Source organism: Exiguobacterium sp. TNDT2 (genome assembly GCF_003331145.1).
Lineage (GTDB): Bacteria > Bacillota > Bacilli > Exiguobacteriales > Exiguobacteriaceae > Exiguobacterium.
On the sequence record NZ_QLVE01000010.1, the window covers coordinates 1 to 15,257 of the forward strand.

The 15,257-nt window shown below is 53.4% G+C and carries 15 protein-coding genes; 11 read left to right on the forward strand and 4 right to left on the reverse strand.

All coding sequences use genetic code 11. From position 1 onward, the window contains the following. The coding region (locus tag DPV68_RS15135) for a helix-turn-helix domain-containing protein (RefSeq protein WP_157964149.1) at window positions 1-94 on the reverse strand (94 nt) is incomplete at its 3' end. Window positions 95-332: 238 nt separating this feature from the next. Between DPV68_RS15135 and DPV68_RS07105 the strand changes: the two genes are divergently transcribed. The 6 genes from DPV68_RS07105 (at window position 333) to pheT (ending at window position 6,658) form a co-directional block, all read left to right on the forward strand. Continuing rightward, window positions 333-587, forward strand: a complete 255-nt coding sequence (locus DPV68_RS07105; protein ID WP_114166084.1) for a hypothetical protein — start codon at window positions 333-335, stop codon at window positions 585-587. A 23-nt stretch (window positions 588-610) separates the two neighbouring features. Continuing rightward, entirely contained in the window at window positions 611-1,093 is a 483-nt protein-coding gene (locus tag DPV68_RS07110) for a dUTP diphosphatase (RefSeq protein WP_029595195.1), read from the forward strand. Next, the gene (locus tag DPV68_RS07115) at window positions 1,068-2,198 is read left to right on the forward strand and encodes a M42 family metallopeptidase (RefSeq protein WP_483297294.1); all 1,131 of its coding nucleotides are present in this window, start codon (window positions 1,068-1,070) and stop codon (window positions 2,196-2,198) included. Before DPV68_RS07110 ends, DPV68_RS07115 begins: the two co-directional genes overlap by 26 nt. A 1-nt stretch (window position 2,199) precedes the next feature. Further along, complete coding sequence (locus DPV68_RS07120) at window positions 2,200-2,946, forward strand: TrmH family RNA methyltransferase (RefSeq protein WP_114166086.1); 747 nt, start codon at window positions 2,200-2,202, stop codon at window positions 2,944-2,946. A gap of 301 nt (window positions 2,947-3,247) precedes the next feature. Then, on the forward strand, window positions 3,248-4,270 hold the full coding sequence (gene pheS / locus DPV68_RS07125; protein WP_114166087.1) for a phenylalanine--tRNA ligase subunit alpha: 1,023 nt from the start codon (window positions 3,248-3,250) through the stop codon (window positions 4,268-4,270). Window positions 4,271-4,282: 12 nt separating this feature from the next. Then, the gene (gene pheT / locus DPV68_RS07130; protein WP_114166088.1) at window positions 4,283-6,658 is read left to right on the forward strand and encodes a phenylalanine--tRNA ligase subunit beta; all 2,376 of its coding nucleotides are present in this window, start codon (window positions 4,283-4,285) and stop codon (window positions 6,656-6,658) included. Between the two features lie 42 nt (window positions 6,659-6,700). Here pheT and DPV68_RS07135 read toward each other — a convergent pair whose 3' ends face one another. From DPV68_RS07135 to rnhC, 3 genes are all read right to left on the reverse strand, one after another. Continuing rightward, window positions 6,701-7,723, reverse strand: a complete 1,023-nt coding sequence (locus DPV68_RS07135; protein ID WP_114166089.1) for a PTS sugar transporter subunit IIC — start codon at window positions 7,721-7,723, stop codon at window positions 6,701-6,703. A 326-nt stretch (window positions 7,724-8,049) separates the two neighbouring features. Further along, window positions 8,050-8,862, reverse strand: coding sequence for an alpha/beta fold hydrolase (locus DPV68_RS07140; protein ID WP_114166090.1), 813 nt, complete (start codon window positions 8,860-8,862; stop codon window positions 8,050-8,052). Window positions 8,863-8,934: 72 nt separating this feature from the next. Beyond that, a complete protein-coding gene (gene rnhC, locus DPV68_RS07145) occupies window positions 8,935-9,846 on the reverse strand; it encodes a ribonuclease HIII (RefSeq protein WP_114166091.1) in 912 nt (303 codons plus the stop codon). 123 nt (window positions 9,847-9,969) lie between these two features. Here rnhC and DPV68_RS07150 point away from each other — a divergent pair, with 123 nt between their 5' ends. The 5 genes from DPV68_RS07150 to DPV68_RS07170 all read left to right on the forward strand — a co-directional run bounded on the left by DPV68_RS07150 (window position 9,970) and on the right by DPV68_RS07170 (window position 15,158). Further along, the gene (locus DPV68_RS07150) at window positions 9,970-10,371 is read left to right on the forward strand and encodes a hypothetical protein (protein ID WP_114166092.1); all 402 of its coding nucleotides are present in this window, start codon (window positions 9,970-9,972) and stop codon (window positions 10,369-10,371) included. Continuing rightward, window positions 10,371-10,892, forward strand: coding sequence for an NfeD family membrane protein (locus tag DPV68_RS07155; RefSeq protein ID WP_021065653.1), 522 nt, complete (start codon window positions 10,371-10,373; stop codon window positions 10,890-10,892). The genes DPV68_RS07150 and DPV68_RS07155 overlap by 1 nt, the downstream gene beginning before the upstream one ends. 3 nt (window positions 10,893-10,895) lie before the next feature. Beyond that, the gene (locus DPV68_RS07160; protein WP_114166093.1) at window positions 10,896-12,410 is read left to right on the forward strand and encodes a flotillin lipid rafts scaffold protein FloT; all 1,515 of its coding nucleotides are present in this window, start codon (window positions 10,896-10,898) and stop codon (window positions 12,408-12,410) included. A gap of 136 nt (window positions 12,411-12,546) precedes the next feature. Beyond that, window positions 12,547-13,518, forward strand: a complete 972-nt coding sequence (locus DPV68_RS07165; RefSeq protein ID WP_114166094.1) for a BMP family lipoprotein — start codon at window positions 12,547-12,549, stop codon at window positions 13,516-13,518. Further along, window positions 13,515-15,158: a methyl-accepting chemotaxis protein gene (locus DPV68_RS07170; RefSeq protein WP_114166095.1), complete on the forward strand. Its 1,644-nt coding sequence runs from the start codon at window positions 13,515-13,517 to the stop codon at window positions 15,156-15,158. The genes DPV68_RS07165 and DPV68_RS07170 overlap by 4 nt, the downstream gene beginning before the upstream one ends. Window positions 15,159-15,257 lie beyond the last annotated feature (99 nt).

The following is a 15,257-nucleotide window of genomic DNA, read 5'->3' on the forward strand; positions in this document are numbered from 1 at the left end:
TGTTGTAGATGAAGCGGGCGCAGCCGATCGTCTTGACCAGGAACTCCGCCTGCGCCGCCGTCGGGTGGAGCCGGTATTTATATCCCTTCAGCACGTCTTTCCCTCCTTCTCTGTGTGGTCGGATGATGCTTTTCTCATTCCGATACCCGCAGAAGGGGCGAGGAAATCTGACGGAATCACGAACTTTTGTTCGTTATGTTTGTCACAGGGACATCCGAAGGGTTCGCAAGCAGGCGATTCATCTCCCACCTACGCTGGACTTCGCCCGAGACGTTTAGAGGTGGGAGAATTCTCGCTTAATTATGTTAAACTTAAGATAAGGAGGACGTCCCATGGATCAATCTGTCTTGGCCATTGTCGCATTGTCACTCATCGTGTTGAACGTCTACACGTACGTGCAAGCGAAACGGTACACGCTCGGTGAAGGCGATTTCAACGTCTTATATGCTTATGCCGGTGGTGCGATCGGCGCTCTGTTCGGACTCCATTTGACGCGCAAAAAGGCGGTTCATGCCCCAAAAAGCGTTCAAATACAAGTATTGATTTTGGCAGTCGGCTGGTCTTTAATGATTTTAGTACTGCTTTGAATGGAGAATAGGAGGAGCAACCGGTGAACTGGACAACATTGTTTGATCGGCAGCGTGAATTAGATGAGCGGATCAAAGAAGAACATCAATTATCCGGGAACCAATTTGATGAGCGCTTGCTTGCTTTGCTCGTCGAGCTTGGTGAACTCGCCAATGAGACCCGTAGCTTTAAATTTTGGTCAACGAAGGGCCCGTCGCCTCAAGACGTGATCTTAGAAGAGTATGTCGACGGCATTCATTTCTTATTGTCGCTCGGACTTGCCCTCGGGTATGAACGTGATTCGTTCCCAGCAGGTAGCTCGTATCTTGACGCGACTGACGCTTTTTTAGACGTGTTCCGCAAAGTGACGAACTTTGGTTTGTCGAAGACAGAGCCGATGTACGAGACGCTGATGGCGGCTTATCTCGAACTTGGCTATACGCTCGGCATCAATGAAGAGTTGATGGTGATGGCGTATATGGCGAAAAATGAAAAGAACCATGAGCGACAGAATCAAGGTTACTAATCAAATATCGAAGGAGCGATGTCCCGTGAACGAATCTTTACATATGTTGAAACGCTTGACGGATGCCACAGGTGTCCCTGGAAATGAAGGCGAAGTCCGCTCACTCATGCGTGAGTATTTAGAACCTCACGTCGAAACGTTCGAACAAGACGGGTTAGGCAGTCTGTTTGGTCGAGTGACAGGCGACGCGGATGGACCGCGTGTCATGATTGCCGGCCATATGGACGAAGTCGGGTTCATGGTCACGCGCGTTGAAGAGGGCGGCTTCCTCCGCTTCCAAGCACTCGGCGGCTGGTGGAACCAAGTTCTCCTCGCACAGCGCATGGACGTCGTCACACGCTCGGGAGAGAAGATCCCAGGCGTCATCGGTGCCAAACCACCTCACGTCCTTCCGGTCGAGGCACGCAAGAAACCTGTCGAGATTAAAGACATGTTCCTTGATATCGGTGCGACGTCGAAAGAACAAGTGGCCGAGTGGGGCATTCGTCCGGGCGATACGGTCGTCCCGCATTGTGAGTTCACGGTCATGAAGAACGAAGATTTCTTGATGGCGAAAGCATGGGATAACCGAATCGGTTGTGCCATCGCCATCGAGGCGGCGAAACGATTGAAAGACGACGAGGTTCCGGGGGTCGTCTTTACAGGAGCGACGGTCCAAGAAGAAGTCGGGTTGCGCGGTGCCGTCACGGCTGCCAACTTGGTCAAACCTGACGTTGCCATCGCCGTCGATACGGGCATTCCAGGAGACACACCAGGGATGACACCGGCAGAAGGTTTGTCGAAACTCGGGGAAGGGGTCCAAGTCATCTTCTTTGACGCGACGACCGTCACGAACCCGCGCCTCATCGATTTGATTGTCGACGTGGCCAAAGAGAACGACATCAAGTACCAATTAGATTTGACGCCGGGCGGCGGGACAGACGCAGGTCGGTTCCATTTGTCAGGAATCGGGATACCGGCCGTCGCGCTCACGGTACCGGTCCGTTATTTGCATACGAATGTCTCGATCATTCACAAAGCAGATTATGAAGCGGCCGTCGATTTGGTCGTAGCGCTCACGAAACGACTCGACCACGAAACGGTTCAATGGTTGAAAGAGGGATAATATGACGAAAATCACGTCTACGAAAAGTGAGACGATCAAACGCTTAAAGCGATTGATGACGAAAAAAGGCAGACAAGAGTCCGGACAATTTTTAGTCGAAGGCGAGCATTTGGTCGACGAGGCCATTCGTGCCGGACGTCTCGTTCAGCTGATCATGGGGGAGTCGTATACCCCGAAAGGCTCATGGCGTCTCGATGAGATGCCGGTCCTCGAACTATCGGACCATGTGGCCGATCTGCTATCTGAGACAGAAAAGACGCAAGGCGTCTTCGCGGTCGTCAAGATGGCCCCGGTCGAACGGAAGATGAAGCATGTGCTCGTCCTCGACCGGATTCAAGACCCGGGTAACCTCGGGACGATGATTCGCACGGCCGATGCGGCTGGATTTGACACGGTCCTCCTCGGTAAAGGGACGGTCGACCCGTTCAACGCCAAAGTTGTCCGAGCGACACAAGGTTCGCTATTCCACGTGAACGTGCGCTCGGTCGATTTGCTCGAGATGCTGCCAGAAATGAAGAGCGAAGGCTTTCATGTATATGGGACTGCACTTGCGAAAGCGACGTCTTACGAACAAGTCGACTTCAAAGAGAAAGTCGCGCTCGTCATTGGCAATGAGGCGCAAGGCGTGCATCACGACGTGCTCGACCTATGTGACACGCGCGTTCATATCCCGGTTCTTGGCGAGGCCGAATCGTTGAATGCGGCCGTCGCGGCCGGCATCCTCATGTATCGGATCGCATTACAATAATCTTGTCAGCACCGAAAAATCGTGATAGGTTTATAACATCGAACAATATACCGAATAGACGTTGAAAGAGCATAGTACGCGAACTACCGAACGAGTACAGGGAGCATGGGCCGAGACTGCGAGCCGATGCCTTGGTCGGCGCCGAATTCACTCTCGAGTCGTGTTGGAGACAACACCGGGGTAGCATCCCGATACCGATGCTCTCAAGTGGGCCGATTTCGGCCAAGTAGGGTGGTACCGCGATTATTCGTCCCTTCAGTCATCGACTGAAGGGATTTTTTTTGTAGAGGAGGAAATAAGGATGAAAGAACAGTTAGAACAATTACAACAAGACGCGTTGCAGGAGATTCAAGCGGCATCGTCACAAAAAGAATTGAACGATGTCCGAATCAAATATTTAGGGAAGAAAGGTCCGATGACCGAGGTCCTTCGTGGGATGGGGAAACTATCCCCTGAAGAGCGTCCGGTCGTCGGTGAGTTGGTCAACACGGTCCGGTCGACGATTCAAGAAACACTCGAGGCGCGAATCGAGGAAGTGAAGGCGGTCGAACTCGAAGCGAAACTCGCGGCTGAGACAATCGACGTCACACTACCGGGTCGGACGGCGCTGCCGGGCCATACCCACTTGCTTCAACAAATCGTCGATGAGATGGAAGACTTGTTCGTCGGGCTCGGCTATACGATCGCCGAAGGTCCGGAAGTCGAGACAGACCTCTACAACTTCGAGATGCTCAATCTTCCGAAAGACCATCCGGCACGTGATATGCAAGACTCGTTCTATATCACGGATGAGACGCTTCTCCGGACACATACATCACCAGTTCAGGCCCGGACGATGCTCCAAGCCAACGGGAAGCCGATTCGCATCATCTGCCCAGGGAAAGTGTACCGTCGCGACGAGGACGACGCGACACACTCACACCAGTTCATGCAAATCGAGGGGCTTGTCGTCGATGAGCACATCTCGATGGCTGATTTGAAAGGCACGCTTGAAGTGTTCGTCCAGCAATTGTTCGGTGAGACGCGCGAGATTCGTCTCCGTCCGAGTTTCTTCCCGTTCACGGAACCGTCGGTCGAAGTGGATATCTCTTGCTTCAAATGCGGCGGCGAAGGCTGCAATGTCTGTAAGGGAACAGGCTGGATCGAGATTCTCGGAGGCGGTATGGTCCATCCGCGCGTTCTCGAGATGGCTGGCTATGATGCCACGAAGATATCTGGATTCGCGTTCGGAATCGGCGTCGAACGGATGGCGATGTTAAAACATGGGGTGGACGATATCCGTCACTTCTATACAAACGATTTACGTTTCATCGAGCAATTCTAAGGGGGAACACACATGTTATTATCGAAAAAATGGTTGAATCAATATATTGATGTATCAGACTTGAGCGGGCAAGAACTCGGAGACTTGATCACGAAGAACGGAATCGAAGTCGAGAGCGTCATTAGCCGCGCTGAAGGATTGTCAGGACTCGTCGTCGGTCACGTCCTCTCGTGCGAGAAACATCCCGAAGCGGACAAGTTGAATGTGACGACGGTCGATATCGGGGCGGACAGCCCGGTGCAAATCGTCTGCGGCGCACCGAACGTCGCTGCCGGACAGCACGTCATCGTGGCAACGGTCGGAGCTCGACTCCCAGGACTCAAAATCAAGAAAGCGAAACTGCGCGGCGTCGAGTCACAAGGCATGATCTGCTCCCTCGAGGAGCTTGGTTTTGAGAAGAAACAGATTCGTGAAGATGAACAGGAAGGGATTCATACGTTCCGTGAATCGGTCGAGGTCGGTGCGGACGTCATCAGCTTACTCGACCTTGACGATGAAGTGATCGAGCTCGGGTTGACACCGAACCGCTCGGATTGCTTGAGCCTATACGGAATCATCCATGAAGTCGCGGCCATTCTCGAGCGTCCTTACACGCTTCCATCGGCAGATGTGACGACTGATGCACCAAACGCGGTCAGTGTCCGTCTTGAGACGAACAACTGCCCGTACTACGCGACACGTCGCGTCGACGGTGTCACGATCGGGGACTCCCCACAATGGCTGAAGAACGTCTTGATTGCTGAAGGTGTCCGACCGATCAACAACGTCGTCGATGTGACGAACTACGTCATGCTCGAACTCGGCCAGCCGCTCCACGCGTTCGATACGGCAAAACTTGGAACGACGATCGCTGTCCGTCAAGCACATGACGGCGAAGAAATCGTCACGCTCGATGATGTGACGCGCACGCTCGATGCCTCGATGATGGTCATCACGGACGGCGAACAGCCTGTCGCCATCGCCGGCGTCATGGGCGGTGCGAACACAGAAGTCGATGCGACGACGTCGAGCATCATCCTCGAGTCGGCTTACTTCGCACCGGCATCGGTCCGTAAGACGAGCCGTACGCTCGGTTTGCGTTCAGATTCAAGCGCCCGGTTCGAGAAAGGAGTCGACCCAGAACGATTGCAACTGGCCCTTGACCGTGCGGCCGAACTCATCGTTGAAGTGAGCGGTGGCACGATCAGCGACATCGTCGTCGCTGGGGAAAAAAACTCCGCGGCTCGGACGATTGACGTCTCGGTCGCTTATATCAACCATCGACTCGGGATGGACCTCGAGCAAGCGACGATCGTCCGCATCTTGGAACGTCTCGGTCTCGATGTGACCGGGGACGAGACGTTGACAGTCCACGTACCGTCGCGTCGCCCTGACTTGGAGTTGCCGGCTGACATCACAGAAGAAGTGGCACGCCTCTACGGCTATGACAGTCTTCCGTCAACACTCCCGGCGTCGCGTTCAAAAGGGTACCTCCCGAAAGAAAACGTGTTGCGCCGTAGCGTTCGTCGCGTCCTTCAAGGGACAGGGTTGTCGCAAGCAATCACGTACTCGCTCACGAGCGTCGGACACGCCGCACGCTTCAGTGGGGAAGGCTCGGACAAAGTTAACTTGGCGATGCCGATGAGCGAAGAGCGCTCAGTGCTCCGGACCTCACTCGTCCCGGGTCTCCTCGAAGCGGCGCGATATAACACGTCACGCCAACAAGCGAACGTGCGCTTGTATGAAACAGGACGCGTCTACGTGGAAGAAGGCGAGACGTTACCACGCGAAACGGAGCGGGTCGCCGGTGTATTGACGGGTCTTTGGTACGACCATCGCTCGCAAGGCACACGTGTCCCGGTCGACTATTTTGTTGCCAAAGGCATCGTCGATACGCTGTTGCACTCACTTCGCATCGAAGCGACGTATGAGGCGGCCGTGATTGCGGATATGCACCCAGGTCGTACCGCAAACGTGCTCATCGACGGACGTGTCATCGGCTATGTCGGACAAGTCCATCCGGGCGTGTCAAAAGAAGCGTACGGTTTGAAGGAAGTGTACGTATTCGAACTCGACTTGGATGTGTTGCAACAGTCAGCCGAGCTTGTCTATGAAGACGTACCACGTTTCCCATCCATCACACGTGATTTGGCGCTCGTCTTGAAACGGGACATCCCGGCGGGTCAAGTCGAAGCGACGATCAAACAGGCGGCCGGACCGCTCTTGGTTGACCTCGCCTTGTTCGATGTCTATATCGGGGAGAACGTAGGAGACGATGAAAAATCAATCGCCTTCTCGCTCAAGTATCAAGATCCGACCCGCACGCTTCAAGATGAAGAAGTGACGGCGTCGTATGAAGCGATTCTCACTGCCGTTCAAGCGGCGCACGGTGCGGAAGTTCGCGCCTAACTTAAAAAAGGTGTCCACTACGTGTGGACACCTTTTTTGAGTTTACTGGACGTCGAGCGCCAAGTCGCCGAACTTTGTCCAACCGACGAGGCATGTCACTTTATACAACAGGAGCGTGATGACGGCCGGAAGGACGACACCCGTTCCGACGAAGATGAGGAACGCGTCCATTCCTTGCGCGGCAAGGATGTTGAGCGGGGCAATCAACGAATTGAGGCCGAGCCCTGCGATCTCATATGGGACTTCGAGCGAGAAGACGAGCGTCGCGATCGGCGCGCTGATCATCGCCGCGATAAAAGGTGGCATGACGACGCGAGGATTTTTGACGACGTTCGGGAACTGCACTTTCGGTGTGACGAAGAACGAGGCGACCAAACCACCCGGATCCGTTTGACGATACGCCATGAGTGTGAAGCCGACGAACTGGGCCGTACATCCGATCAACGCGGCGGCGCTGGCGACCGGGTCGAGCTGGAGCGCGATGGCGAGTGCGGCCGATGAAGCAGGCGACATGAGCATGACGCTAAAGACGAGCGCGATGACGAGCGATGTCGCGATTGGAGACGTATTGACTGATGCGGTGATGCTCGCACTAATCGAGTTGATGAGCGGTGTCGTGACGGCTGCTGCACCGACCCCGACGATGCCGCCCCCGAGGACGGCCGTGACTGGGACGACCATCATATCGAATTTTGTTTTCCCAAGGACACGTTTACCTAACCAAACCGCAGCTGTTGCCGCGATCAAGGCGCTGATCGGTTGACCAGGTATGAGCACGAGCCCGCTCTCGGTCGGTTGGAGCGCCGCACCACCGACGGTTGCCGCAATCATCGAGCTGAACAAAACGAGTGTATTGCCGCCGAGCTGGTAGGCGACACCGGCACCGAGCGCCGGGGCGAGCAACGATTTCGCGACTTGCCCAATCAAGACGAGCGTCTCGATGCCGGCCATCTTCCCAATCGTTTCAATCAACAGTCCGACCCCGAGCGTGACGAGGACGGCGCTAGCCATTCCTGCTGATATTTTGATCATCCGATCCATTGCGTACTGTTTCACTTCCATCATCTCCTCTATGTGTGTCAATCCAATAAAAAAACCTATCCAGATAGGATAGGCGCGTCGGTCATACCATGAGCGCCTCGTCCGAAACCATCGAAACAAGGGCCCAAAAATTCGTCTCGGTCATCGAGTCGATTTTCAGTCCCTCAGTCGAATAATAATCAGTAGGCCGTGTTGCGCATGGGTTTTCATCATTGCCAGCTCCTCCGTTTGTTAAGATTTGTCTAAGCCTAACATGATATGTTTCAATAATCAATATTTTCTGAAAATTTATTTGAAAAAATTAAAAATAGCTCAAATAGAAAGACGACCCGATGAAGGGTCGTCTCGTATTAAGACGTGCTGGCTGCCAGTGAGCCGACTTGTTGATCGATGAATGCCATCGAGATTGAATTGAAGTGATCGGGTTGATCGACATTGACGACGTGACCTGAGTCAGAGACGACCTGGACGCGTGCCGTCGGTTGATGTTTCGCGGTCCGTTCGACAGCTTCAAGGAACATGTAGTCCTCGTCACCCATAATATAGAGAATCGGTACGTTCGTCTCGATTGAAGAGAAATGACGAAGCAACGGATTCATATTTTCAGTCATCTTGAACCAGCGGATGAACTCACGCTGACACAGGTTGGCCGCATCACGGACGAACATCATGCGTGATTTCTTATGCCGTTTTTTCGGCAACAAAATCCACGCGAAGAGCTGATATAGCCACATATAGGGCACGAAGCTCTGCACGAGACTGCCGAGGCGAATCAACAACGTCGAGCGGACGTTGAATTTGACGATGGCCCCACCAAGTACGACCGAAGCAATTCGCTCGGGATGGTGCTCGAACATCGCTTGAATGACAATCGTCCCGAGTGATAAACCGACCATATGTCCTTTTTCAATCTGTAAGTGGTCCATGACCTCGACGACATCTTCGACAACGACGTCAAGCGTATAGGCGTTCAGCGGTTGGTTCAACGACTGTTCTTCGTTGTACGAACCGCCGTGTCCGCGCAAGTCGAGCAGGAGCACGTTATATTTCTTTTTGAACGGCCGAATTTGACGATACCAATGCGACAGACTTCCACCCGCGCCATGAATGAAGATGACCCAAGGGTGGTCGTCGCTTAAAGTGTACGTTTTATAATGCAACATGAACGCTATCCTCCAAAAATTTTTAAGTTCATTAAACCCTAAAAACAATATACCATATCTACAAACGTAGGACTATCGTTTCAACTCGCTCAAGCGAATCGCTTTCTTCGTGTTGGCGAAGTGGACTTTCGCCACTTCGTTCAAACGCTCTTGACCGTAACGGATGATCAACTCGGCCGCAACTTGATCGACTTTGGCACCGGCGCCTTTCGGTAAGGTGACCCCGAGTGTCGCACTTAACTTGTCCATTTCTTTTAAGAACAAGGCGCGGGCGAGAATCGAGGCAGCGGCCACGGCGACATGTAGCCCTTCCGCTTTCGTCGAAAAATAGACGTCGTCTTTGACGACCGCCTTTTCAGATCGCAAATGGTTATAATAGACGTTCTTTTCAGCGAACTGATCGATTAAAATGGCGTCAGGTGTCGCATCGAGCTTCTTCAATAAGGCCGACAAGGCGGCATTATGCGCAATGGCCGTCATTTTTCCTTGCGTCATCGTCCGTTGCATCTTATTATATGCCGGATTGTGCAACGTCGCTTTCTGATAAGTGATGGTGACATGCAAGTCTTTAGCGATGCGGACGATTTCTGTGTCCGACAGCAGTTTGGAGTCTTTGACCCCGAGTTCTTTGACGAGGGCGATTTTCTCTTTTGGCACATAAGCGGCGACGACGACGAGCGGTCCGAAATAATCACCTTTTCCGACTTCGTCGCTCCCGATGACAGACCAGTCCGCAAAGCCTTCCGGCAGAACATTTTTCGGAACACTTGGTTCTTTTTTAATGCTTGTTCCCCATTTGGCGGCTTCCGTGTCAGCATTGCGTCCCTGGAACATGACTTTACCCGAATTGTAGACTGTAATCACGCACTGAGGTGTTTTGGCACTGAAACGTGCGTGTGGTGGGGGGTTGACTGAATGGGCCCGATAACTCGCGATGAGTTCCTCCTGGGCGGTAGCTGATAATTTAATGACTTGATTGCCCAATATGAGCACTTCCTTTCTAACGCTAGCAAATTAATCTTACATTTTTTTTAGATATTTTGAAACCAAAGTTTCGCTCTAAACGTATAGACAAGTGAGTAAAGAAAGAAGCGAGGTGAGTCGGAGATGTGGTGGCGCGATGACACGGATGAAGATGAGGCAGAATCTCTCTATAAACATATTCTCGAGCTAGAAGCTCGGATTGCGAAGCTGATCGCCCATCAAGTCAGGGTGCGTCGCTTGCTCATGCAGGAATCGTCGGAAGCGGCGACTGAGCAAATCATTGCGTTACAGGCGGAAGTCGATCACTATTTGTCACTTCTGCGACAAGAACGGATGGAAGCGGTCGACCGCTTTGATCGCTTGCGTCTCGAGCAGACGTTAGGACGGGTCCGGCAGTCGGTCGAGCAACCGACCCGACCGTTGGCAGAGTGGGATACGATCGAACAGGCGCTCGCGCTCGAAGTCGAACATTTACGCCGCGTCCTTTCGTACGAACGACAGCGTCGCGCCGAGGAGGAGTGGTAATGGAATCGTTAGATCAGCTATATTGGTGGGTACTCATCATCGCCGGTCTCGGTACATTCGTGTACATGATTTTTTCAGATGCGTTCGATGTATTTGATGGTTGGTTCAATCCCGCCGTCATCTTATCGTTTTTAGCGCTCGGTGCTGGGATCGGATTGATATTAAACGCCCTTGCCCACGTGTCGCCGATGATTGGGCTAGCCGTCGCCCTCGTCGGATCGTTCGCGCTCACGACGCTCCTGTACTTATTTGTCCTCTTGCCGCTGTCGAACGCGGAAGAATCGATCGGCATGACCGACGAATCCCTCGTCGGCCTCATCGGTCGTTTGACGGTCCCGGTCCCGGAAGGCGGGTTTGGCGAAGTGCTCGTCGAATCGGTGACAGGATCCGTATTAAAAACGGCTAAGAGTGTCGACGGAAAAGCCATCGATACGACACAACGCGTCGTCATCATCGAAGTCGAACGAAACATTGCGGTCGTCATGGAGTATGACGAGCCGACAATCCGAAAGGAGTTTTAACGTATGAACACAGCTATTTTAGCCAGTATTATCGTCGGGGTGATCTTGCTCGCCTTGATTTTCGTCTTCGTGTTGAAGTATCGCACGGTCGGACCAGATGAGGCGCTCATCGTCACCGGCAGCTATTTAGGGAAAAAGAACGTCCATAGCGATGCGTCAGGCAATCGCGTAAAAATCATTCGCGGAGGCGGGACATTCGTCTTGCCGGTGTTCCAGCAGGCAGAGCCACTCAGTCTTCTCTCGAGCAAACTTGAAGTGACGACACCGGAAGTGTATACCGAGCAAGGTGTACCGGTCATGGCGGACGGAACGGCCATCATCAAAATCGGCGGCTCCATCAGCGAGATTGCCACGGCGGCCGAACAATTCCTCGGCAAACCGAAAATCGAACGCGAGAACGAGGCGAAAGAAGTGCTCGAAGGTCACCTGCGTTCAATCCTCGGTTCGATGACGGTCGAAGAAATCTATAAAAACCGCGACAAGTTCTCCCAAGAAGTGCAACGCGTCGCCTCACAAGATTTGGCCAAAATGGGTCTCGTTATCGTCTCGTTCACCATCAAAGATGTCCGCGACAAGAACGGCTATCTCGAATCGCTCGGGAAACCGCGAATCGCGCAAGTGAAGCGTGATGCCGATATCGCAACGGCCGAAGCGGACAAAGAGACGCGGATCAAACAAGCAGAAGCGATGAAGGACGCGAAGAAAGCAGAACTCGAACGCGCCTCAGAAATCGCGGAAGCCGAGAAAGAGAATCAGCTTCGCATCGCCGCCTATCGCCGCGAGCAAGACGTCGCAAAGGCCCGTGCCGACCAAGCGTATGAACTAGAGGAAGCCCGCGCCAAACAAGAAGTCACCGAGCAACAGATGCAAGTCCAAATCATCGAGCGTCAAAAGCAAATCGAGCTCGAAGAGAAAGAAATCATGCGTCGCGAGAAACAATACGATTCTGAAGTGAAGAAGAAAGCCGATGCCGACCGCTACGCAATCGAGCAGTCAGCCGAAGCCGACAAGGCGCGTCAAATCGCCGCGGCCGATGCCGAGAAGTACCGCATTGAAGCAGAAGCGAAAGCCGACGCCGAACGTGTCCGTCTCGCCGGTGTGGCCGAAGCCGATTCGGAACGGGCCAAAGGGGAAGCGGAAGCCGAGATTATCCGCTTGACGGGTCTTGCCGAAGCCGAAGCGAAACAAAAGATCGCGGAAGCGTTCGAACAGTACGGACAGGCCGCCATTCTCGACATGGTCGTCAAGATGCTTCCGGACTATGCGAAACAGATTGCAGCACCGCTTGGCAATATCGACAAGATCACGGTCGTCGATACGGGTAGCGGTAAAGACGGAGGTGCCGGCAAAGTCACGGGGTATGCCACAGATTTGATGGCATCGCTGCAACAGACGCTCAAAGCGTCGTCAGGAATCGATATGAAAGACTTACTCGACAACTTTGCCGGAAAAGGCAACGTTCAACCGAGTGCGGATCGCGAATTGAGTGATTCGACGTTCGCCGCGACGGAAGAATAAGTGTGAAGCCACAGATCGTCTGTGGCTTTTTTGTTTTTACTCGGATTCACCTAAAATTAAAAAGAAAGGCTTCAAACTCAATCGGTTTCTGACGATAAGGGAGATGTCAGACCATTAGAGAGAGGAAGTAGCTATTATGAAGAAATCACTCATTATCGGCTTGTTGGCCGCATGTGTGACTTGGTTGCCGGGTTGTCAGTCTGTCATTGACCAGCCAGAACAAACCGTTGAAACTCGCCAATCGATGGGTGTTGTCTTGTCCGATGTTGGTCTCGGCGACCAATCATTCAGTGATGCGGCGATGCGCGGCATGGGACAACTCCGTGAGACGGGGGAATGGTTCGTCGATTATCGCGAACTTGCAGAGACGGAAACATATAAAGCAGGGTTCGAACAGCTCGTCGCCGACGGACATGATGTCATCATCGGTCTCGGTTTCGCCTGTCAGACGGATTTGGAGGCGGTGGCAGCCGAACATCCAGAGCAACAGTTCGCGTTGATTGATGCGGTCTCGACGTTACCAAACGTCATGTCGGTGACGTTCCAAGAGATGGAAGGGAGCGCACTCGCCGGCGCAGTGGCGGGACTTGAGACCGAATCGAACAAAATCGGCTTTATCGGAGGCGTCGACAACGAGCTGATTCAAAAGTTCGAGACCGGCTTCGAACTCGGGGCAAAGAACGTGAATGAAGATGTGACGATGCTCGTCGATTTCGCCAACGATTTCGCCTCGCCAGAAATCGGCCGCCAGTTGGCCGAGAAACAGATTGAAGCCGGAGCGGACGTGCTGTACGCAGCTGCCGGACTGACTGGAGTCGGCGTCTTAGAGACGGCTGAGCGAAACGGGATCAAAGCGATCGGTGTCGACAGCGATCAATCGATGATTGCGCCTGATGCGGTCATCACATCGATGTTGAAACAAGTCGATTTGGCCATCGTCGAGATTGCGGACCGGGTCGAAGCAAAGGCGTTCAACGCCCATATCGAACTTGGAATCGATCAAGGCGGTGTCGGGTTGGCCGCTCTTCGTCGTGTCCAGTGGGATGACGATGAGACGAAACGGTTCGAGGCGTTTCAGAAACAGTTGATGGAGGGGACGCTAAAATGAGCTTACGGAAACGGTTTCTCTTTTCGACCGTCTTCACGGTCTTATTGATTGTCTTGATGATGGGTTATGTCTTATTGACGCTCAATCGTCTGCAGACATATAACGAGCAGTACGGCACTCAGATGATTGAACTGTCCCAGCTCGAGACGTCGCTCCTGCAAGAACAATCCCTTTGGACATCGCTCGGTGAGCAGATGAGCCAATCAACGCTCACACAGCTCGAGAGGATTCGAGCGACGAACACGGAGACGTTCACGACGCTCGAACAAACGTACCTCATCCCTGAATTCGCGAACCATTTAGAACGCGCGACGATGAAGTATGAGCGGATTGGAGCCGAAGTCGAGACGGCTGAGGCAGGCGGGATTGCCGCCCGGATTCAAGCGGCGAAACTTGAAGGGGTACTGAATGACGTGAACACGCTCCTCTTGAAAAATGGAACGTTCTATGAGGCGCTACAAGCCGAGGCAGCGAGTGAGACGAAGCGTCTCTTGCTCGTGTCGGTATTATTGACGATTTTCGTCATCGGCGCACTCAGTGTCTATAACTTCTTCTTTGCCCGCTCGATCACCCAACCGCTCAAACGTAACGTCGAGGCGGCGGAAGCAATCGCGGCCGGCCGGTTGATCACGTTGCCGGACTCGACGCGGCGTGATGAAATCGGACGGTTGGAGCGGGCCATGCAAGAGATGACGGTGTCGCTGCAGACGGTCATCGGATCCATCCGCGTCACGTCGATGAAAGTGAACGATATGACGGAGACGGCGGCCGCCGAAAACGAGGCTGTGGTCAGCACGACGTCGAACATCACGAACGCTGTCGATGAGATGGCAAACGGGGCACAGTCAATCGCGACCGAACTACAAGAGACACTTGAATCGGTCGGCATCATGGCGACATCATTCGAGACAAGTTTGAACCAGACGAAGCAGACGACCGAACAGACGTCTGAGATGACGCGTGAAGTCGCCGCTGGTATCGAGACGTTGACGGACCAGGAAGCGATTTTAGCGCGTGCGAGCGAACGTAACGCATCGCTCGTCAACCGGATGGATGATTTCGCCCGGAAAACAGAAGAAATCGAAAAAATGGCAAAGCTTGTGGAAGATGTCGCCGCTCAGACGAACTTGCTCGCCTTGAATGCGGCCATCGAGGCTGCACGTGCCGGAGAGGCCGGCCGAGGGTTTGCCGTCGTCGCCAGCGAAGTGAAGAAATTGGCCGAGGAGAGCAACGTGGCGACACGTTCCATCTTTGGTGTCGTCCAAACAATTCAGGACGAAGTCGTCCGCTTGACGGACATGGTCGAAGAGTCGAGTCGGGAACAGACGGCACAGCTCGAGGCGTTCGGAATGACGAAGCAGGCGTTCAACCGAATTCATGACCGCACGGACCACGTCGCCTCGTTCGTCAGTACGATTGAACGCGAGATGGTCGCGTCGAGTTCGGAAGTGACGAACGTCTTGAAACGGGTCGAGGAAGTGAGCGGTGTCACCGAAGAACTTGCGGCGGGGAACGAGGAAGTCGCAGCCTCGATGAAAGAGCAGCAAGCGAGTTTCGATCAGATTTTCGCCTTGATGCAAGAGTTAGAAGGACAAGCCGCGGCACTCGCGAGCCAAGTTCAACATTTTGAAGAGGACTGAGACAAGTTTCGGCTTGTCTCTTTTTTTGTCGTCTTGAAACGGATGAGGCACACGTCCATCTGGGTCATAAGCGCGTCAGAAACGTTAAAGGCGGACCGG